Genomic DNA, 19,963 nt, shown 5'->3' on the forward strand with positions numbered 1-19,963 from the left:
CTACTCGGTCAGACCCGAGTAGGCGACGACACCCCGCTTGAGCACGTCGACCACCTCGCGAGCGGTGGCGCGCAGCGCCTTGTCGTTGCCGGCCGCGTTGGCCACCTGGCCGGCGAGGTCGATCAGCTGCTTCATCCAGCGCACGAAGTCGCCCGCGGCGAGCTCGATGTCGCCCAGCACGTCGTCGAGGTCGTCGCCCTCGGCCCAGCGGTAGGCGGCCCAGGCGAAGCCGAGGTCGGGCTGGCGCAGGAAGTCGAGCTTGTGGTCGCGCTCCAGCGCGTAGAGCTGACCCCATAGTCGCACCATGCCGGCGATGGCGTCCTTGGCGCGTCCGCCCGGCAGCCGGGGCGCCGAGGCGTCGTCGGGCCGGCGGGCCTCGAAGACCAGCGTCGACAGCGCCGCGGCCAGCTCCGAGGGGCTCAGCCCGTGCCACAGGCCCTCCCGCAGGCACTCGGCCGCCAGCAGGTCGAGCTCGGAGTACAGCCGCATGAGCGCCTGGCCGCGGTCGGTCACCAGCACGTCGCCCGGATGGTCCGGATCGTCGGCGAGGTAGCCCAGGGCCGTCAGCACGTCGCACACCCGGTCGAACTGGCGGGCCACGGTGTTGGTCCGCGACTCGACGCGGCGTCTCAGCGTCTCCGCGTCCCGCTCGAGCTTGAAGTACCGCTCCGCCCAGCGGGCGTGGTCCTCCCGATCGGGACAACTGTGGCAGGGATGCGACTTCAGCTCGCTGCGCAGCTCGGCGATCTCCTGCTCCACCTCGCTGGGGATGCCTCCGCGCGGCCGGTCCGCCCGGCCGCGGCCGGTGGGCAGGTCACGGGTCCGCTCGCGCAGCGCTGCCGCGAGGTCCCGTCGCATCTGCGGGTTGCGGCCGTTGAAGTTCTTCGGCACCCGCATCCGGGTCAGGGACGCCACCGGGCTCTGGAAGTCGATCATGCCGAGCCGCCGGGCCTGCCGGTCCAGCGTCACGACGTACGGCCGCGGCCCCTCGGGGCTGTAGCCGGGATCGATGACCACGGCGAGACCGGCGAACTTGCCCGACGGCACCTCGATGACGTCGCCGGGCCGAAGCCGTTCCAGCGACGCGATCGTCTCGTCACGCCGGTCGGCGCGCCGCGCGCGGGACGCACCCTTCTCGACGTCGCTGATCCGGCGACGCAGGGCGGCGTACTCCATGAAGTCGCCCTTGTCGCAGGTGGCGGCCTCGCGGTAGCCCTCCAGTGCCTCCTCGGCCTTGCGGACCTGCCGCGCCAGCCCGACCACGGCCTTGTCGGCCTGGAACTGCGCGAAGGACTGCTCCAGCAGCTCGCGCGAGCGCTCGCGGCCGAACTGGTGCACGAGGTTGACCGCCATGTTGTACGACGGCCGGAAGCTGCTGCGCAGCGGATAGGTGCGGGTGGAGGCCAGCCCGGCGAGGTCCTTGGGGCTCATTCCGGGCTGCCAGAGCACGACGCCGTGGCCCTCGACGTCGAGGCCGCGGCGGCCGGCGCGGCCGACCAGCTGGGTGTACTCCCCCGGCGTCAGGTCGGCGTGGTTCTCACCGTTCCACTTCGTGAGCTTCTCGATGACGACCGTGCGCGCCGGCATGTTGATGCCGAGCGCGAGGGTCTCGGTGGCGAAGACGACCTTGATCAGGCCGCGGACGTAGAGCTCCTCCACGACCTGCTTGAAGGCCGGCAGCATGCCGGCGTGGTGGGCCGCGATGCCGCGGGTCAGCCCGTCGAGCCAGTCGTGGTAGCCGAGCACGTGCCGGTCCTCGGCGGGCAGGTCGCGACAGGCGTCCTCGACCATCTCGAAGATCGTGTCGCGCTCGGCGGGCGTGGTGAGCCGGACGTTGGCGGCCAGGCACTGGGTGACCGCCGCGTCGCACCCGACCCGGCTGAAGACGAAGACGATCGCGGGCAGCAGGTGGTCGCGCTCGAGCGCCGCGATCACCTCGACCCGGCTGGGGATCCACACCCGGCGGCCGTTGCCGACCTGTCGTCGGTCCCCGGGACCGCCGCGGCGGTCCTTGGGTGAGCGGCGGTCACGGATGCGGCTGGAGGCCCAGTCGTCACGGGCGATCTTCATCAGCTCGCCGTTGACGGGAGCGCCCTCCTTGACGAAGCCGGCGGCGGCGTCGACGTCGGAGGAGGCGAACAGGTCCAGGATCTTGCGACCGACCATGACGTGCTGGAAGAGCGGGACGGGCCGCCTCTCCTCCAGGATCGTCGTCGTCTCGCCCCTGACCGTCTCGAGCCACTCGCCGAACTCCTCGGCGTTGGAGACCGTCGCGCTCAGCGAGACCAGCGTCACCGACTCGGGGAGATGGATGATGACCTCCTCCCACACCGCGCCTCGGTTGCGGTCGCCGAGGTAGTGCACCTCGTCCATGACCACGAACCCCAGGCCGCGCAGCGTGTGCGAGCCGGCGTAGAGCATGTTGCGCAGCACCTCGGTCGTCATCACGACGATCGGCGCCTCGCCGTTGACGCTGTTGTCGCCGGTCAGCAGACCGACCTGGTCGGCGCCGTAGCGCGCCACCAGGTCGTTGAACTTCTGGTTGGACAGCGCCTTGATGGGCGTGGTGTAGAACGCCTTGCGTCCCGTGGCGAGCGCGAGGTGGATGGCGAACTCACCGACGATGGTCTTGCCGGATCCAGTCGGAGCCGCGACCAGCACACCGCGGCCCTCCTCGATCTCCCGGCAGGCGCGGGCCTGGAAGTCGTCGAGCCCGAAGTCGTAGAGGGCGGCGAAGTCGCGGAACACCGGGTGCTGCTGGTCGCGCCGGAACTCGGCGTACCGCTCCGACGGACTCTTCTGGCTCGTCAGGTCGGCGTCCATCCTCCCAATCTACCGGGCGGCTAGGGGGCCGCCGGCGCGAAGACCCGCAGCGCCTGTGGCACTACCTCGACGGTGAGCGGCAGCGCACCGAAGCGCTCGCCGTCGGCATAGGCCACCACGCCCGCGGCGGCCACGGTGACGCGCCGTACCTGGTGGCGCTCGTACGCCGGATGGCGGGTGTGGCCGCCGGAGAAGATCTTCGGATAGCTCGTGACGAGCTCGCGCTTCGGCACCGGGTGGAAGAGCACGACGTCGAGCAGGCCGTCGCTCAGGTCGGCACCGTGGGTGACCTTCAGCCCGCCACCCATCGAGTCACCGTTGCCGATCGAGACCAGCATGGCGTCGAGCTCGCGGGTCTGCCCGTCGAGGTCGAGGGTGTAGCGCAGCGGGCGGAACTCCCGCAGCACGGCGAGCAGCGCGAGGGTGTAGCGGGCGTTGCCCTGGGGCCAGGTCATCCGGTTGGCCCGCTCGTTGACGGCGGCGTCGAAGCCGGCCGCCATCACCGTCACGAAGTAGCGGTCGCCGCTGCGGGCCAGGTCGATGGTCCTGGTGCGCTGGGCTACGACGAGGTCGGCTGCCGCCATCGGGTCGCGCAGCGGGATGCCGAGCGAGCGGCAGGTGTCGTTGCCGGTCCCGCGCGGCACGATGCCGAGCGGTAGGTCGGTCCCGGCGAGCACCTGCGTGCCGAGGTGCACCATGCCGTCGCCACCGACCACCACGAGGGCCTCGGCGCCGGCGGCCACCGCCTCCCGGGCGAGCGTGAGCGACTCCTCCGCCGAGCCACCGAGCAGCTCCCGGACCGCGAACCCGGCATGCCGCAGCCGGGCCGCGACGGCGGCCACCGCGGGGTCGTTGTCACCCTTCCCTGCGACCGGGTTGGGCAGGAGGGCGATGTCCCGGGCACGGCGATCCACGCGCGGAACACTAGTTGCTCCGCGACCTCAGCGACGCTCGAACGCACCGAGGTCGATGCGGCCGACGCGCGGCCGGCGCACCTGCTGGGTCAGGTGCCGATACTCCCAGCGGGCCCGCCATCGCCGTGGCACCCGCACGCCTCGGTCGACCGCCGGGGCGAAGGCCCGCAGCCGGAAGTCGTCGACGCCCGGCCTCCGGAAGTGCCGTGGCCTCGCACGCCGGTTGGCCAGCGCGGAGGCCGCGGGGCGGTCGGTCAGCTCACCGGGCCCGACCAGCAGGTTGTTGCGCAGGTGCGCCCGGCTGCCCGCGGCGAGCGCTAGGAAGGTGCCGGTCGAGCGGCGGTTCACGAAGGTGTTGTTGACCACCCACAGGGTGCGGGAGGAACCGGCGAATCCCTCCGCGCCGTAGGAGACCAGGGCGGAGTTCTCCGAGTGCGGGCCCTGGATGACGACGTTGCCGGCGACCAGGGACGTGCCGCCGTTCGGCAGGTCGATCGAGTAGCTCGCGCTGGCGTTGCCGTCGGTGATCCGGTTGCCGACGATGGTGGTGCGAGCGGCGCGGGACTTCAGCTCGTGGCCGGTGACCGCTCCTTGCAGCAGGCTGCCGGTGACGGTCAGGGAGCGCACGGCGCCGACGTACAGGTTGTGGCTGTAGCCGTCCCCCGCGCCGTTGGCGAAGAAGCGCGAGCGCCGGATCACGATGTCGCTGGCCGGGTTCGCGCCCGCGAGGATCCCGTTCTCGTTGTCGTGGAACCAGCTGCGCGTCACGACGAGTCCCGCGCCCTCCTGGCGGATGCCGGCGCCGTTGCGGTCCGGGACGGCCGCGCCGCTGAACTCGAGCCGGTCGATCCTCGTGCGATCGCCGGCGATCACCCAGATCGCCTTCCCCTGGGCGCTCCGCCCCGCGGCGCGGAGGTGGGCCCGCCCGCCGACACCGCGCAGGGTCAGGTCGTCCTGGGTCCAGGCCGCCACGTCACCGGCGTAGGTCCCGGCGTCGATCAGGACGGTGTCGCCGTCGCGTGCCACCGCCGCCGCGGCGCTGGGAGTGGCCAGCGGCCGGCCCGGGCCGACGTGCCACACGCGCGGTCCCTGCTCGGCCTGCGCGCCGGCGTGCACCACGCCGGGGAGCAGGGTGAGCAGCGGGCTCACGAGCAGTACGACGACGCCGCGGACCGTCGCACGTCGTCCGGTCCGACCCGAGATGCTGGTTCCCATGGGCCCAGTGTGACCGACGGGACGAAGCGGCTCAGAGCGGCGAGAGCTCGTCGTCGGCCCACTGGTCGGTGCCGGCCGACCGGCGGGCGCGTCGGCGGTCGACGAAGCGGGCGATCACCTCGGCCGCGACGAACAGCACCAGCATCGGGACCGCGAGCATCAGCATCGAGAACGGGTCCGTCGAGGGCGTCGCGACCGCGGCGAAGACGAAGGTGCCGATGACGATCCAGGGCCGATGGCGACCCAGGGCCTGACCGGAGACCACTCCGGCGAGGTTGAGCATCACCACGAACAGCGGGATCTCGACCGCGATGCCGAAGACCAGCAGCATCCGAACCACGAAGGAGAAGAAGTCGCCGAACTCCACGAGGTTCGTGGCATCCAAGGGCGTGAAGCCGATGAGGACCTCGATGCCCTTGGGCAGCACGTAGTAGCCCAGCGCGACCCCCGCGATGAACAGCGGGCCCGCGACGGCCGCGAAGACTCGGGTCCAGCGGCGCTCGTTGTCGTGGAGGCCGGGCAGCACGAAGCCCCAGATCTGGAGCAGCCAGTACGGGCTGGAGGCGATGACCGCCGCGACCCCGCACAGCTTCAGCTGCACCAGGAGAGCCGTCGTGACGCCGGTCAGCACGAGCTCGCTGTCGACCTTCTGCCCGAGCCGCTCCATCGCGTGGAAGTAGGGCTGGGCGATGAGGTCGAGCAGGTAGGGGTCGTAGAAGAAGAGCGCCACCACGAAGGCCGCGACCAGCACGACCGCGCTGCGCAGCAGCCGGGCGCGCAGCTCGCGCAGGTGGTCGGACAGCGCCATCTGCCCGTTCGCACCGACCGGGTGGCGGGGCCGACCCGAGAACACGTCGGCCAGTCCAGTCAGGGACACCGGCGAGCGGTCAGCTCAGGTCGCCGCGAGGGGCGCGTTCACGCTCGGCGCGCTCGGCCTCGGCGGCCTCGGACGACTCGTCCACCCGGCTGGACGGGATCTGGCGCGGCGCCTCAGCGGACCTGGCGGCCGCGTCGTCGTCATCGTCGGTGAGGCCCTTGGTCTCGGCCTTGAAGATCCGCAGTGCACGGCCGGTGCCGCGCGCCAGCTCGGGAAGCTTCGTGGCGCCGAAGAGGAGGATCAGCACCGCGAGGATGATGAGGAGCTCGGTCGTACCGAGGTTGGCGATGAACGGGCTGGTCATGGGGTCCTCACAAGGGGGTCGGCAACAGAGACCATGCTACTCGCCACGGAGCGGACGGCCGCCCCCTGCGGTCGAGCGGCCGTACAGATCCCGAGCTCGAGCGGCCCGGTCGTGCAGCGCCGCGGCGTACGGCGCCGGCGCGACGACCCGCGCGTGCGGCGCCAGCCGCAGCAGCAGCCGGGTCAGCCAGCGCTCGTCGGCGACCAGCAGGTCGACCTCGTAGCGTCCGTCGGCGCCCGGCCGCACCGCCTCGACGGGGTAGTACTCCGTGACCCAGTAGGCCTCGTGCGCCAGGTCGAGCGTGACCAGCGTCAGGTCCTCGCCGCGGCTGAACAGGCCGTCGGCCAGGTCGCGCGCCGCCTCGGGCTCGGTGGTCGTGTGTGCCTCCAGCACCTCGGCGCTGCGGATCCGGTCGAGCCGGAACCAGCGCGGCGCCTCGGCGACGTGGCACCAAGCGTCGAGGTACGTCGCGCCCGCGTGGTCGCTCAGCGCGTGGGGGTCGACGACCCGCTCGGACTCCTCGTCGCGCGCGGGCACGTAGTAGACCAGCCGGACCTGGCGACGCTCCTCGACGGCCCGCTGCAGCCGGGAGCGGAGCTCGACCAGCCCCGCCTCGGGCGCCTCGCCCGGGTCGACCAGCGGCGTGGTGGCCGCACCGGCCGCGGCTGCCTGCTCCAGCTTGGCCAGCGCGCGGTCGACCACCTCGCGGGTCTCCTCCGAGACCGCTCCCCCGCGCAGCGCGCGGAGCGCCACGATCACCGCGGTCGCCTCGGTCGGCGTCAGCCGCAGCGGCCGGGAGAGGTAGTCGGCGTTCGAGACCCGGATGACGCGGTCGCCCTCGGGGTCCTCGAGGGCGTCGATGTCGACGTCGATGAGGTCGTCGGGGTAGCCCCCGGGCAGGCCGCAGAGGAAGAGGACCTTGAGGTCCTTGACCAGCTGCTGCGGGGCCACGCCGAGATCCGCCGCCGCCGCGTCGAGCCGCACCTGGCCGCGGGCGTGCAGGTAGGGCACCAGGGCCAGCAGGCGCGCCACCTGGTCCTTGGCGGTCTGGGCCGTCCTCTGTGCCGTCTTCTGTGCCGTCCTCTGTGCCGTCCTCGGGGCAGGCCTGCTCATCGGTCCACCTCCGCCAGCAGGGCGTCCAGCCGGCCGACGACCTGCTCGCGCAGCTCGGGCGGCTCCTCGACGTAGACGTCGGGCCCGTGCGAGAGCAGCTCCGCGGCGAGGTCGACCGAGCCGCGGCTCAGCACGATACGGTCCCAGCGGCCGTCGCCGGGACCTGTGACGTCGTGCTCGACGGAGCTGGCCGCGCGGCGCAGCGGATGACCGGTGCCGGGTCGGACGAGCACCACGGCGGTCGTCTCCACGACCGGAGCCGTGAGCCGACCGGCGACGGCGCGGACGTCGGTGCCGGCCGGGATGTCGTAGGCGCCGGGCTCTCCGACCTTCCGGGCCTCCCCGCGCACGCGGCTGAGCCGGAAGACCCGCTCCTCGCCACGGTCGGTGTCGAAGCCCACGGCGTACCAGCGACCCGAGGAGCGTACGACGCCCCACGGCTGCAGGTGACGGGTGACCGCGGGGCTGGTGCCGCGCTGGTACTCGAAGTCGACCTCGCTGCGCTCCTGGGCGGCCTCGAGGAAGACCTCGAAGGCCGGTTCGTCGGCGCCGAGCCGCGGCTGGACCAGGTCCAGCGCGGCGACGTCGAGCTCGACGCCCGCTGCCGTGAGCTTGCGGACCGCGTCGGTGGTCGCCTCGGCGAGCCGGGCGTGCTCCCACACCTTGGTCGCCAACGACACCACCGCCGCCTCGTCGGCGCTCAGGCTGATGTCGGGCAGCGCGAACTCGCTCTGCACGATGCGGTAGCCGTAGTCGTCACCGAACAGCGGGTCGGAGCCGCCCACGTCGATGGGAACACCGAGGCTGCGCAGCTCCTCCTTGTCCCGCTCGAACATCTTCTCGAAGGCGTCGTCGCTGGCGCCCGGGTAGAGGATGTCGCGGATGCGGTCCTTGGTCACGTAGTGGCGCTGGACCAGGAGCATGATGAGCAGGTTCATCAGCCGCTCGGTCTTGTGAGCCATTCCCGCCCTCCTGCCCCGTGTCCTGCCCGTGTCCTGCCTGTGTCCTGCCCAGCGTCCGCGCGTCGTCAGGAGGCGCCGAGGATGTCGACGACGAAGTAGAGCGTGTCGGTGCCCTTGATGCCCGCGTCGGCGTTGCCCTTGGAGCCGTAGCCGAGCGCCGGCGGGATCGCCAGCAGCACCCGGCTGCCGACCTTCTGGCCGGCCAGTCCCTGCTTCCAGCCCGCGACGACGCCGTCGAGCGAGAACGGCTGCAGCTCGTTGGCCGCCTTGTCGAAGTTCTGGTCGAACGGCTTGGCCCCCTTGTAGACCTGACCGAGGTAGCGGACCAGGACGCTGCCGTCGGCCGGAACCTCCGCGCCGGTGCCCTGGACCAGCACGGCCTTGCGCAGCTGCTTGGTCGGGGCCGGTGCCTTGCTGAAGTCGAGCCCGGTCACGGCTCCCTCGGCCTCCACGAGGGCCGGCGCCCAGGCCGGAGCGGGCTGCGCGGCACCCTCGACCTTGTCGAGGATCGGGCTGACGACGTCCATCACGATGAGGACGGCGTCCTCGTTCGCGACGCCGATGCTCGGGTTGCCGGCCTCCCCGAAGACGTCCGCCGCGTTGGCGACCGCAGCGAGGCGGGACCCCGCCTTCGCGCCGGTGAGGAGGTCGGCGAAGACGGCGCTGAGGCTCTTGTCGTCGGCGGTCAGCATCTCCGGCTGCCCGCCCTCGTAGCCGCTGTAGGCCTCCTTCTTGGTGTAGCCGTTGCCGACCCAGAGGTAGGCGAAGGCCTGGTCGCCGGCCTCGATGGTAGGACCGTCACCCTCGACCAGCGTCTTGGTCTCGGTCTTGTCCGCGGACATCTGCGACTTCCACGTCACCTCCGGTGCGGCACCGAAGTCGCCGGTGATCTCCACGGCGTCGAACCCGGGCCGCAGGTCCTCGCCGAGTCCGACCGACTTCTCGCCGCCGCAGGCGGCCAGGGCGGGCAGCAGCAGCGCCAACAGGAGGCCGGCGGGCGTCAGGCCGCGGGTGTGAGGACGGGGCGCACGGTGAGACACGGGTGACTACCTCTGGGCTCGGGGGTGGGTCAGCGCTGGGCCAGTGTGGGTCCAGCACAGCGCGCACACCCTACTAAGGGATCGTGAAACCAGCCTGAGAGGCCTCACATGCCGTCGACGAGACGCTGCACCCGCTCGTCGTACGCCCGGAACGGGTCCTTGCACAGCACCGTGCGCTGAGCCTGGTCGTTGAGCTTGAGGTGGACCCAGTCGACGGTGAAGTCGCGGCGCCGCTCCTGTGCCTTCTTGATGAACTCCCCGCGCAGCCGCGCCCGCGTGGTCTGCGGCGGGATCGACTTGGCCTCGAAGATCCGCAGGTCCGTGGTCGCGCGGGCGACCGCACCCCGCTTCTCCAGCAGGTAGTAGAGGCCGCGGCCGCGGTGGATGTCGTGGTAGGCCAGGTCCAGCTGGGCGATCCGCGGGTGGCTCAGCGGTAGACCGTGCTTGGCGCGGTAGCGCTCGATGAGCTTGAGCTTGATGACCCAGTCGATCTCGCGCTCGACCAGGCTGAGGTCGTCGGACTCGACGGCCTTCAGCCCGCGCTCCCACAGGTCCAGGGAGCGTTCGATGGTGGGTGTCGAGATCTGCCGGCGGTCGACGAAGTCCCGCGCCTTGCCGAGGTACTCCTGCTGGATCTCGAGCGCCGTCGCCTCCCGGCCGTTGGCGAGCCGGACCTTGCGGCGCCCGGTGGGGTCGTGGGCGATCTCGCGGATCGCGCGGATGGGGTTCTCCATCGTGAGGTCGCGCATCACCACGCCCTCCTCGATCATCCGCAGCACCAGGTCGCACGAGGCGAGCTTGAGCATCGTCGTGGTCTCGGACATGTTCGAGTCGCCGACGATGACGTGCAGCCGGCGGTACTTCTCGGCGTCCGCGTGCGGCTCGTCGCGGGTGTTGATGATCGGCCGGCTGCGGGTCGTCGCGCTCGAGACGCCCTCCCAGATGTGCTCGGCGCGCTGGGAGATGGAGTACGACGCACCGCGGGGCGTCTGCGTGATCTTGCCCGCCCCCACCACGATCTGGCGGGTGACGAGGAACGGGATGAGCACGTCGGCGAGTCGGCTGAACTCGCCCTGCCGGCTGACGAGGTAGTTCTCGTGGCAGCCGTAGGAGTTGCCGGCGGAGTCGGTGTTGTTCTTGAACAGGTAGATCTCGCCGGCGATCCCCTCGTCGTGGAGCCGCTGCTCGGCGTCGAGGAGCAGCCCCTCGAGGACCCGCTCCCCCGCCTTGTCGTGGGTCACCACCGAGACCACGTCATCGCACTCCGGCGTGGCGTACTCCGGGTGGCTGCCCACGTCGAGGTAGAGCCGAGCGCCGTTGCGCAGGAAGACGTTGCTGCTCCGACCCCAGCTGACGACCTTCCGGAAGAGGTAGCGCGCCACCTCGTCGGGACTCAGCCGCCGCTGTCCGCGGAACGTGCAGGTGACGCCGTACTCGTTCTCGATCCCGAAGATCCGGCGGTCCATGCAGCGAGCCTAGACCCGGACCGCAACGTCGGGGGCTCGATCAGCGCGCGCCGCAGCTCCGGCGTGTCCCTCGTGCGGAGGGCCAGGTCAGAGCGGCGGTGCCAGCGGGGGCTCGTCGTCCGGGGCGCCGTCCGGGCCGCCGTCCGGGCCGTCGGGCGGGGTCGAGGAGCCGGGCGCGGTGCTGGCGCCCTCGGCCGGTGAGGTCTGCCCGCGCTCACCGAGCAGGTCGGTGAGGCGCGCCGGGCGCAGCCGGAGGAACTTCCGGGGCTGGGTCCGGGTCCGGTCGAGCACGGCGACCTCGAGATCGCCGACCGGGATCACCCGGTCACCGGTGTCGCTGTGGCCGAGCGCCGCCACGGCGAGCTGCAGCGCCTCCTGCAGGCCCAAGGCGGCGGCGTACCGCTCTTGGAGGTAGCCGGCGACGACGTCGGCGGCGCCGCCCATGACGGCGTACCCGTGCTCGTCGGCGACCTGGCCGTCGTAGGTGAGCCGGTAGAGCTGGTCGGCCTCGGGCGTGTCGCCGATCTCGGCGACGAAGATCTCCACCTCGTAGGGCTTCTCGCCGCCGCTGGAGAAGATCGTGCCGAGCGTCTGCGCGTAGGCGTTGGCCAGACCGCGGCCGGTGACGTCGCGCCGGTCGTAGGCGTAGCCACGCATGTCGGCCAGCCGGACCCCGGCGATGCGGAGGTTCTCGAACTCGTTGTAGCGGCCGACCGCCGCGAAGGCGATGCGGTCGTAGATCTCCGAGACCTTGTGCAGCGCCGCCGAGGGGTTCTCGGAGACGAAGAGGATGCCGTCGGCGTACTGCACCGCGACGACCGACCGGCCGCGCGAGATGCCCTTCCGGGCGAAGTCCGCCCGGTCCTTCATCAGCTGCTCGGGACTGACGTAGAACGGCGTGCTCATCGCTGCTCCTCGGTCGTCGAGCCGGACCCCGACAGGGGCTCGGCGTGCGGGCCGTCGGGCCGCTCCATGCGGCCCGCGACGACCCGGTCGGCGATGGCCGCGACCTCGGTGTCGGGCAGCCGGCGACCGCCGTCGGCGGTGATCAGGTGGACGACGGGGAAGATCCGCCGGGTGAGGTCGGGCCCGCCGGTCGCGGAGTCGTCGTCGGCCGCGTCGTAGAGCGCCTGGACGACGGCCGAGACGGCGCCGGACTCCTCGAAGTCGTCGCGGTAGAGCTTCTTCAGCGCGCCGCGCGCGAACACCGAGCCCGAGCCGACCGAGTGGAACGACGACTCCTCGTAGCGGCCGCCGGTCACGTCGTAGCTGAAGATCCGGCCGATCTGCCGGTCCAGGTCGAAGCCGGCGAAGAGCGGCACCACCGCCAGGCCCTGCAGGGCCATCCCGAGGTTGCCGCGGATGAGCGCGGCCAGGCGGTTGGCCTTGCCGTCGAGGGAGAGCGTGGTGCCCTCGATCTTCTCGTAGTGCTCGAGCTCGGTCTGGAAGAGCCGGACCATCTCGACCGCGATGCCGGCGGCGCCGGCGATGCCGACCGCGGAGTACTCGTCGGCCGGGAAGACCTTCTGGATGTCGCGCTGGGCGATGACGTTGCCCATCGTCGCGCGCCGGTCGCCGGCCATCACGACGCCTCCGCGGTAGGTGGCGGCCACGATCGTGGTGCCGTGCGGGGCCAGGTCGCCCAGACTGCCGGCGGGGCCTTCACCCATGCGGCGGCCGGGCAGCAGCTCGGGGGCGTGGTCGCCGAGGAAGTCGGCGAAGGAGGAGGTCCCCGGCGCCATGAACGCGGCGGGGATGCGGGAGTCGCCGCTCAAGGACTACTCCCCGCCCTTCTGGATGAAGGACTTCACGAAGTCCTCGGCGTTGGTCTCCAAGACGTCGTCGATCTCGTCGAGGATGTCGTCGACGTCGGCGTCGAGCGACTCCTTGCGCTCCGCGACGTCGGTCTCCGGAGCGGTCTCGACCTCTTCGATCTCCTCGCTAGCCTTCCGCGGCTGCTTCTGCTCCTGTGCCATACCTCTGACCCTATCCATTGCCGGTCAAGGCGGTGAACAGATCCACGGCCGTGTCACAGCGGTCCAGCAGCTCGCCGACGTGCGCCTTGCTGCCGCGCAGCGGGTCGATCGTCGGGATCCGCTGCAGTGAGTCGCGCCCCGGCAGGTCGAAGATGACCGAGTCCCACGACGCCGCGGCCACGCTGTCGGCGTACTTCTCCAGGCAGCGGCCGCGGAAGTAGGCCCGGGTGTCGGTCGGCGGCTCGTGGGTGGCGGCCGCCACCGAGTCGTCGTCGAGCAGGCGCTCGATGCGCCCGGCGCGGAGCAGCCGGTGGTAGAGCCCCTTCTCGGGCCGGATGTCGGCGTACTGCAGGTCGATGAGATGCAGCTTCGCGTCGTCCCACTCCAGACCGTCGCGGTCGCGGTAGGACTGCAGCAGCTTGAGCTTGGCCACCCAGTCGAGCTCGGCCGCGCACAGCATCGGGTCGCGCTCCAGCCGGTCCAGGACCGACTCCCACCGGGTCAGGACGTCCCGGGTCTGCGCGTCGGCGTCGGCGCCGTAGCGGTCCTCGACGTACTTCTTGGCGAGGTCGAGGTACTCGAGCTGCAGCTGCACGGCCGTCACGGTGCGGCCGTCCTTGAGGGTGATGGTCTGCCGCAGCGTCGGGTCGTGCGACACCGCGCGCAGGGCCGCCACCGGGCCGTCCACCGACAGGTCGTGGCCGATGAAGCGGTCCTCGATCATGGCCAGCACCAGCGAGGTGGTGCCGACCTTGAGGTAGGTCGAGATCTCCGACAGGTTCGCGTCACCGATGATCACGTGGAGCCGGCGGTACTTCTCCGGGTCGGCGTGCGGCTCGTCGCGCGTGTTGATGATGGGCCGCTTGAGCGTGGTCTCGAGGCCGACCTCCACCTCGAAGTAGTCGGCGCGCTGGCTGACCTGGAAGCCGTGCTGGCGGCCGTCCTGCCCCAGGCCCACGCGTCCGGCGCCGGTGACGACCTGCCGGCTGACGAAGAACGGGGTGAGGTGCCGGATGATCTCGGCGAACGGCGTGGACCGCCGCATCAGGTAGTTCTCGTGGGCGCCGTAGGAGGCGCCCTTGTTGTCGGTGTTGTTCTTGTAGAGCGTGATCGCGGGCGCGGTCGGCAGCTGCCGGGCGAGCTCGGTGGCGCGGAGCATGACCTGCTCGCCGGCCTTGTCGAAGCGGACGACGTCCAGTGGCGTGGTCACCTCGGGGGTGGAGAACTCCGGATGGGCGTGGTCGACATAGAGGCGGGCGCCGTTGGTGAGGATGACGTTGGCCAGGCCGAGGTCCTCATCGGTGAGCTGGCTGGGGTCGGCGACGGTGCGCGACACGTCGAACCCGCGGGCGTCGCGTAGCGGCGACTCCTCCTCGAAGTCCCAGCGGGCCCGGCGGGCCTTGAGGGTCGCGGAGGCATAGGCGTTGACGACCTGGCTGGAGGCCACCATCGGGTTGGCGAGCGGCTGCCCCTGCACGGAGATGCCGTACTCCACCTCGGTGCCCATCACTCGGCGAACGCTCATGGCGACGAGCGTACGCGGACCCGCCGACGCCGAGGTGTCGCCACGGGCGCGTTCGGGTAGTGAGATCCCGAGAGGGTGGGTGCGATGGACACAGGGAGAGGCGCGTCGGACTCGGCGCAGGACGCCGCGCGCGAGGCGCGGCAGCATCCGGCGATGCGCTGGCTGGCCCGGGTCGGCTTCCTGGCCTACGGGCTGGTGCATCTCGTGCTCGCCTGGCTGACCGCTCAGCTCGCACTGGGCGACCGCGAGGGCCAGGTGTCGAAGGACGGTGCTCTCCAGCAGCTCGCCGGGCAGCCCTTGGGCCAGGCGATGCTGTGGGTCGCCGCGGTCGGGCTGGCCGCGCTCGTGGTGTGGTCGCTCGCCGATGCCGTCGTCGGCCATCGCGGCGAGGACGGTGCTGAGCGGTGGCGGCATGCGGCGGGCTCGCTCTTCAAGGCGGTCGTGTACGCCGTGCTGGCGTGGTCCGCGGTCCGCGTCGCGACCGGCGACTCCGGCGGCAGCGGGTCCAGCACCCGGGGCTGGACCGCGCGGCTGATGGAGATGCCGCTCGGGCCGCTGCTGGTCGGGATCGTCGGCGCCGCGGTGATCGGCTACGGCTGCTACAGCGTCTACCGGGGACTGAGCGACAAGTGGCGCGACCAGCTCGACGCGGCCGGCTCCACCGGACGCACGGGAAAGGCCCTCACCTGGCTCGCGTACGTCGGCTACTGCGGGCGAGCCGTGGCCTTCTGGGCCGTCGGCGGGTTCTTCGTGTGGGCGGCGCTTACGCATGATCCCGCGAAGTCGGCCGGACTCGACCAGGCGCTGGGCCGGCTCAAGGAGGCGCCGCTGGGGCCGGTGCTGCTCCTGGTCGTCGCGCTGGGACTGGCCTGCTACGGCGTCTTCAACATCGCCAAGGCGCGGCATCTACGTCCGGCGTGACCCCTGCGCGGCCGCGGCGCAGCGCCGCAGCGCCACGAGGCTGCGCTCCACGTCGGCGTCGGTGGTGGCCCAGTTGCTCACCGAGATCCGGAGCACGGACCGCCCGTGCCAGCGGGAGCCCGACATCCAGGTGGTCCCGTCGGCCAGCAGCCGGCCTACCACCTCCTCGGTGCGCTCGTCGCCGCCGAACCAGACGCACGCCTGGGTGTAGACCACCTCGTTGAGCACCTGCGCGCCCGGGATCGTGCGCACGCCGTCGGCGAAGGTGCGGGCGTGGCGCGCCATGCCCTCGACCAGCTCACCGACGCCGCGGCGGCCGAGCGCGCGCAGCACCGCCCACACCGGTACGCCGCGAGCGCGCCGCGACAGCTCGGGCACATGGTCGAACGGGTCCCCCTGCTGGTCGAGGATCAGGTAGTCGCCGTGCTTGCCGGTCGCTGCGCGCGCGGCGGACGCGTCCTTCACGATCGCGACCCCGCAGTCGTACGGGACGTTGAGGGTCTTGTGGGCATCCGTGGCCCAGGAGTCGGCCTCCTCGAACCCCGACGTCAGGTGCCGCAGGCCGGGCGCTGCCGCCGCGAAGAGGCCGAAGGCGCCATCCACGTGGACCCACGCACCGCCCTCGTGCGCCGCCTCGATCGCGGGCCCGAAAGGGTCGAAGGCGCCGGAGTGGACGTTGCCTGCCTGCAGCACCACGATCGACGGCCCGCTCCCCCGGCCGAGCGCGGCGCGCAGCGCGTCCGGGTCCAGGCGTCCCTGGTCGTCGGCCGGGACCTGCTCCGGCGCACCGAGACCGAGATAGCGCAGCGCGTAGCCGACGCTCTCGTGGCCCTCGGCTCCGGTGAGGACCCGGACCCGTGGGGCGCTCGCCAGCCCGTCCTGGGCCACGTCGTGGCCGGTCCGGCGCAGGACCGCGTCACGCGCCGCCGCCAGGCAGGTGAGGTTGGCCGTCGTGGCGCTGGTGGGAAATCCGACCGCCGCATCCGCGTCCAGCCCCAACAGGTCCAGCAACCACGCGGCCGCCACCTCCTCGACCGCCGCCGTCGCGGGGGTGAGTCGCCGCAGACCGGTGTTCTGGTCCCAGGCGCCTGTGAGCCAATCGGCGGCGAGCGCAGCGGGGTGGCTGCCGCCGATGACCATGCCGTAGAACCGGCCCGAGGGCATCGCGGTCAGGCCCGGCTCGCACGCCGTCACCAGCAGGTCGAGCACGTCCCCGGCGTCGCTCGGACCCTCCGGCAGGCGACGCCCGAGGGCGTCGGCGACCTGCGGCGCCGTCGCGAGCGGCGCCACCGGCCGCTCGTCGAGGGACTCCAGCCAGACCAGCGCATGACGCAGCGCCTTCTCCAGGGTGCCGTTCGTCGCCGCCCGCACCGACTCCACCGGCAACCGCGCCTCCATTCGCCGATGCTCCTCCCGCGGACCCCCGATCCGCAACGACCTAGGCTCGCGGCATGGCCGACACCGATCAGTCAGCGCGCGTCATCGCGGCAGCCGATGCCCTCGGGCTCACCTACCAGGTCACCCGGCACGGACCGGTCCGCTCGCTCGCGGAGGCAGCGACCGCGCGCGGCGTCGAGCCCCGTCAGATCGTGAAGACGATGGTCGTACGGGTGAGCGGCGGCGACCATCGCTTCGTGCTGGTCCCCGGCGACCGCGAGATCGCGTGGCCCAAGCTGCGCACCCTGCTGGGCGTCAACCGGATCTCGATGCCGAGCGCCGAGGCGGCGTACGCCGTCACCGGGTTCGTCCGCGGCACGATCACGCCGCTGGGGGCCGCCACGCCGCTCCCCGTCATCGCCGACGAGCGGGTCACCGGGACGGTGTCGATCGGCGGCGGCGCGCACGGCGTCGCGCTCACCGTGGCGGCCGACGACCTCGTGGCCGCGCTGGGCGCCACGGTCGCCGACGTCACCGAGGCCACCGGCCCGGCCTGACGGGTCGACCCGGTCAGAGGTACTGGCCGGTGTTGGCAACCGTGTCGATGGACCGGCCGGGCTCGGTGCCCTGCTTGCCGGTGATGAGCGTGCGGATGAAGACGATCCGCTCGCCCTTCTTGCCGGAGATCCGGGCCCAGTCGTCGGGGTTGGTGGTGTTGGGCAGGTCCTCGTTCTCCTTGAACTCGTCGACGCACGCCTGGAGCAGGTGGGAGACTCGCAGGCCGCGCTGGTCGTGGTCGAGGAAGTCCTTGATCGCCATCTTCTTGGCGCGGTCGACGATGTTCTGGATCATCGCGCCGGAGTTGAAGTCCTTGAAGTACAGGACCTCCTTGTCGCCGTTGGCGTAGGTGACCTCGAGGAAGCGGTTCTCCTCGGACTCGGTGTACATCCGCTCGACGGTCGCCCGGATCATCCCCTCCACGCACGCCTGGCGGTTGCCGCCGAACTCGGCGACGTCGTCGGGGTGGAGCGGCAGTTCCGCGGTGAGGTACTTGCTGAAGATGTCGCGGGCACCCTCGGCGTCGGGACGCTCGATCTTGATCTTCACGTCCAGCCGGCCGGGGCGCAGGATCGCGGGGTCGATCATGTCCTCGCGGTTGGAGGCGCCGATGACCAGGACGTTCTCCAGCAGCTCCACGCCGTCGATCTCGCTGAGCAGCTGCGGGACGATCGTGTTCTCCACGTCGGAGGAGACGCCGGTCCCACGGGTGCGGAAGAGCGAGTCCATCTCGTCGAAGAACACGATGACGGGCGTTCCGGCCGAGGCCTTCTCCCGCGCCCGCTGGAAGACCAGCCGGATGTGGCGCTCGGTCTCGCCGACGTACTTGTTGAGGAGCTCGGGGCCCTTGATGTTGAGGAAGTACGACTTGCCCTCGGCCCCGGTCTTCGTGGCGACCTTCTTGGCGAGCGAGTTGGCGACCGCCTTCGCGATCAGCGTCTTGCCGCATCCCGGCGGGCCGTAGAGCAGCACGCCCTTGGGCGGCTTGAGCTGGTGCTCCTTGAAGAGCTCGGGGTAGAGGTAGGGCAGCTCGACGGCGTCGGTGATCATCTCGATCTGGCTGCCCAGGCCGCCGATGGCGTCGTAGGAGATGTCGGGGACCTCCTCGAGGACCAGCTCCTCGACCTCCGACTTCGGCACCTTCTCGTAGACGTAGCCCGAGCGCGGCTCCAGCAACAGGGAGTCGCCGGCCCGGATGACCTCGTCGCGCAACGGCTCGGCGAGCCGGACGACGCGCTCCTCGTCAGCGTTCGCGATCACCAGGGCACGCTCGCCGTCGGCGAGCAGCTCCTTGAGCATCACGACCTCGCCGACCTTCTCGAAGGCGAGCGCCTCGACCACGTTGAGCGCCTCGTTGAGCATGACCTCCTGGCCGCGGCGCAGCGTCTCCAGGTCGACGCTGGGCGAGACCGTCACCCGCAGCTTGCGGCCACCGGTGAAGACGTCGACGGTGTCGTCGTCGTTGCGCCCGATGAAGGTGCCGAAGCCGGCCGGCGGCTGGGCAAGGCGGTCGACCTCGTCCTTGAGCTTCAGGATCTGGTCGCGGGCCTCCCGCAGGGTCGAGGCGAGCCGCTCGTTCTGCGACGTGACCGCGGCCAGGGAGCGCTGCGCGTCGGCAAGCCGCAGCTCCAGCGCCTGCGAGCCGCCGCCGGGCACCTCCCCGAGACGGCGGCGCAGGTCGCGCACCTCCGCCTCGAGAGCCCGGACCTGACCCTCGAGCTCCTCGGGGTCACGGCTGTAGGGAGTCGGGAATGCGTCGGATGTCGACATGGGCGCCACCTCCTGTGATCTCGACCCTACTCGCGGTACCCCGCGACGGAAGGGGACTCCCCGCAGTGTCGATCACGATTTGGCCGCGCGGCGGCTCAGTCCTCGGACGCCTCCGTGACCACGTGCTGGACCGGGTCCTGGACCAGTTCCGGGGCAGGCTCGCCGGTGGGCACCCCGGCCGGGCGCGGGCCGGTGTAGTCAGGACCGTAGGCGCCGGGCGCCGGGCGGCGGGTCTTGCGCGGCGGGCGCGCGCCCGGGGCGAGCCGACGGGCGGTGACGAGGAACGCGGTGTGGCCGATCATCTTGTGGCCGGGGCGTACGGCGAGCCCCTCCACGTGCCAGTCGCGCACCAGTGACTCCCACGCCTGCGGCTCGGTAAAGCCGCCGTGCACGCGCACGGTCTCGACGAACCGGGAGAGCTGGGTCGTGGTCGCGACGTAGGCGCACAGGATGCCGCCCGGGTACAGCGCGCCGGCCGCGGCGTCCACGCACTCCCACGGCGCCAGCATGTCGAGGATCACCCGGTCGGCGCGCTCACCGCCGGCCGGGAGCTCCTCCTGCAGGTCGCCGAGGCGCAGCTCCCACGCGGGGTGCGACTCGCCGGCCGGCGTACCGAAGAACTGGTCGACGTTCTTGCGGGCCACCGCGGCGAACTCCTCGCGCCGCTCGAAGGAGAGCACCGAGCCGAAGGGCCCGACGGCACGCAGCAGCGAGCAGGTGAGCGCCCCCGAGCCGACGCCGGCCTCGATGACCCGCGCGCCCGGGAAGATGTCGACGAGCGCGACGATCTGGGCGGCGTCCTTGGGATAGACGACGGCCGCGCCGCGCGGCATGGAGACGACGAACTCCGAGAGAAGCGGGCGGAAGACGAGGTACTCGCCGCCGGCGGACGAGACGACCGTGAAGCCCTCCTCGCGGCCGATCAGCTCGTCGTGCTCGAGGTGGCCCTTGTTCGAGAAGAACCGCTTGCCGGGCACCAGCTCGAAGTTGTGCTTGCGGCCCTTCTGGTCGACCAGCCGCACCCACTCGCCGGCCCGCAGCGGTCCGCGGTGGACGCCGGACCAGGCCTCGGCCGGGACGTCCTCGGTCACGGGGGTGTGCTCAGGCGCCATGGGGCAGAAG

General features: G+C 71.7%; 18 protein-coding genes. 2 read left to right on the top strand and 16 right to left on the bottom strand.

From position 1 onward, the window contains the following. From VGE38_RS13085 to dop, 13 genes are all read right to left on the bottom strand, one after another. Positions 1 to 2,823 (bottom strand): DEAD/DEAH box helicase, encoded by a 2,823-nt coding sequence (locus VGE38_RS13085; RefSeq protein WP_331142984.1) that lies wholly within the window; start codon positions 2,821 to 2,823, stop codon positions 1 to 3. A 20-nt stretch (positions 2,824 to 2,843) separates the two neighbouring features. After that, positions 2,844 to 3,737: a diacylglycerol/lipid kinase family protein gene (locus VGE38_RS13090; protein WP_331142985.1), complete on the bottom strand. Its 894-nt coding sequence runs from the start codon at positions 3,735 to 3,737 to the stop codon at positions 2,844 to 2,846. Between the two features lie 27 nt (positions 3,738 to 3,764). Continuing rightward, positions 3,765 to 4,952 carry a right-handed parallel beta-helix repeat-containing protein gene (locus VGE38_RS13095; RefSeq protein WP_331142986.1) on the bottom strand — a complete coding sequence of 396 codons (1,188 nt, stop codon included), beginning with the start codon at positions 4,950 to 4,952 and terminating at the stop codon, positions 3,765 to 3,767. A 31-nt stretch (positions 4,953 to 4,983) separates the two neighbouring features. After that, entirely contained in the window at positions 4,984 to 5,829 is an 846-nt protein-coding gene (gene tatC, locus VGE38_RS13100) for a twin-arginine translocase subunit TatC (protein ID WP_331142987.1), read from the bottom strand. A 10-nt stretch (positions 5,830 to 5,839) separates the two neighbouring features. Continuing rightward, entirely contained in the window at positions 5,840 to 6,133 is a 294-nt protein-coding gene (tatA, locus tag VGE38_RS13105) for a Sec-independent protein translocase subunit TatA (protein WP_331142988.1), read from the bottom strand. Between the two features lie 36 nt (positions 6,134 to 6,169). Beyond that, entirely contained in the window at positions 6,170 to 7,246 is a 1,077-nt protein-coding gene (locus VGE38_RS13110; RefSeq protein WP_331142989.1) for a helix-turn-helix transcriptional regulator, read from the bottom strand. Continuing rightward, entirely contained in the window at positions 7,243 to 8,208 is a 966-nt protein-coding gene (locus VGE38_RS13115; protein WP_331142990.1) for a helix-turn-helix transcriptional regulator, read from the bottom strand. Before VGE38_RS13115 ends, VGE38_RS13110 begins: the two co-directional genes overlap by 4 nt. Before the next feature lie 65 nt (positions 8,209 to 8,273). Beyond that, positions 8,274 to 9,248 carry an FKBP-type peptidyl-prolyl cis-trans isomerase gene (locus tag VGE38_RS13120; protein WP_331142991.1) on the bottom strand — a complete coding sequence of 325 codons (975 nt, stop codon included), beginning with the start codon at positions 9,246 to 9,248 and terminating at the stop codon, positions 8,274 to 8,276. Positions 9,249 to 9,352: 104 nt separating this feature from the next. Beyond that, positions 9,353 to 10,714, bottom strand: a complete 1,362-nt coding sequence (gene pafA / locus VGE38_RS13125) for a Pup--protein ligase (RefSeq protein ID WP_331142992.1) — start codon at positions 10,712 to 10,714, stop codon at positions 9,353 to 9,355. 87 nt (positions 10,715 to 10,801) lie between these two features. Then, positions 10,802 to 11,620, bottom strand: coding sequence for a proteasome subunit alpha (prcA, locus tag VGE38_RS13130; RefSeq protein WP_331142993.1), 819 nt, complete (start codon positions 11,618 to 11,620; stop codon positions 10,802 to 10,804). Continuing rightward, a complete protein-coding gene (prcB, locus tag VGE38_RS13135) occupies positions 11,617 to 12,456 on the bottom strand; it encodes a proteasome subunit beta (protein WP_331143048.1) in 840 nt (279 codons plus the stop codon). Before prcB ends, prcA begins: the two co-directional genes overlap by 4 nt. Before the next feature lie 36 nt (positions 12,457 to 12,492). After that, positions 12,493 to 12,690 carry a ubiquitin-like protein Pup gene (locus tag VGE38_RS13140; protein ID WP_331142994.1) on the bottom strand — a complete coding sequence of 66 codons (198 nt, stop codon included), beginning with the start codon at positions 12,688 to 12,690 and terminating at the stop codon, positions 12,493 to 12,495. A gap of 10 nt (positions 12,691 to 12,700) precedes the next feature. Then, a complete protein-coding gene (dop, locus tag VGE38_RS13145; protein WP_331142995.1) occupies positions 12,701 to 14,215 on the bottom strand; it encodes a depupylase/deamidase Dop in 1,515 nt (504 codons plus the stop codon). A gap of 84 nt (positions 14,216 to 14,299) precedes the next feature. Here dop and VGE38_RS13150 point away from each other — a divergent pair, with 84 nt between their 5' ends. Continuing rightward, complete coding sequence (locus VGE38_RS13150; protein ID WP_331142996.1) at positions 14,300 to 15,136, top strand: DUF1206 domain-containing protein; 837 nt, start codon at positions 14,300 to 14,302, stop codon at positions 15,134 to 15,136. Here the strand turns inward: VGE38_RS13150 and VGE38_RS13155 are convergent. After that, on the bottom strand, positions 15,122 to 16,534 hold the full coding sequence (locus VGE38_RS13155) for a pyridoxal phosphate-dependent decarboxylase family protein (RefSeq protein ID WP_331142997.1): 1,413 nt from the start codon (positions 16,532 to 16,534) through the stop codon (positions 15,122 to 15,124). The genes VGE38_RS13150 and VGE38_RS13155 overlap by 15 nt on opposite strands. Before the next feature lie 53 nt (positions 16,535 to 16,587). Between VGE38_RS13155 and VGE38_RS13160 the strand changes: the two genes are divergently transcribed. Then, complete coding sequence (locus tag VGE38_RS13160) at positions 16,588 to 17,070, top strand: aminoacyl-tRNA deacylase (RefSeq protein ID WP_331142998.1); 483 nt, start codon at positions 16,588 to 16,590, stop codon at positions 17,068 to 17,070. 13 nt (positions 17,071 to 17,083) lie between these two features. On the opposite strand, the gene arc is transcribed toward VGE38_RS13160, so the two are convergent. Both arc and VGE38_RS13170 read right to left on the bottom strand, forming a co-directional pair. Further along, positions 17,084 to 18,841, bottom strand: coding sequence for a proteasome ATPase (arc, locus tag VGE38_RS13165; protein ID WP_331142999.1), 1,758 nt, complete (start codon positions 18,839 to 18,841; stop codon positions 17,084 to 17,086). Positions 18,842 to 18,936: 95 nt separating this feature from the next. Further along, a complete protein-coding gene (locus VGE38_RS13170) occupies positions 18,937 to 19,953 on the bottom strand; it encodes a tRNA (adenine-N1)-methyltransferase (RefSeq protein ID WP_331143000.1) in 1,017 nt (338 codons plus the stop codon). Between the last annotated feature and the right edge of the window lie 10 nt (positions 19,954 to 19,963).

The organism is Nocardioides sp. (assembly GCF_036405735.1).
GTDB lineage: Bacteria > Actinomycetota > Actinomycetes > Propionibacteriales > Nocardioidaceae > Nocardioides.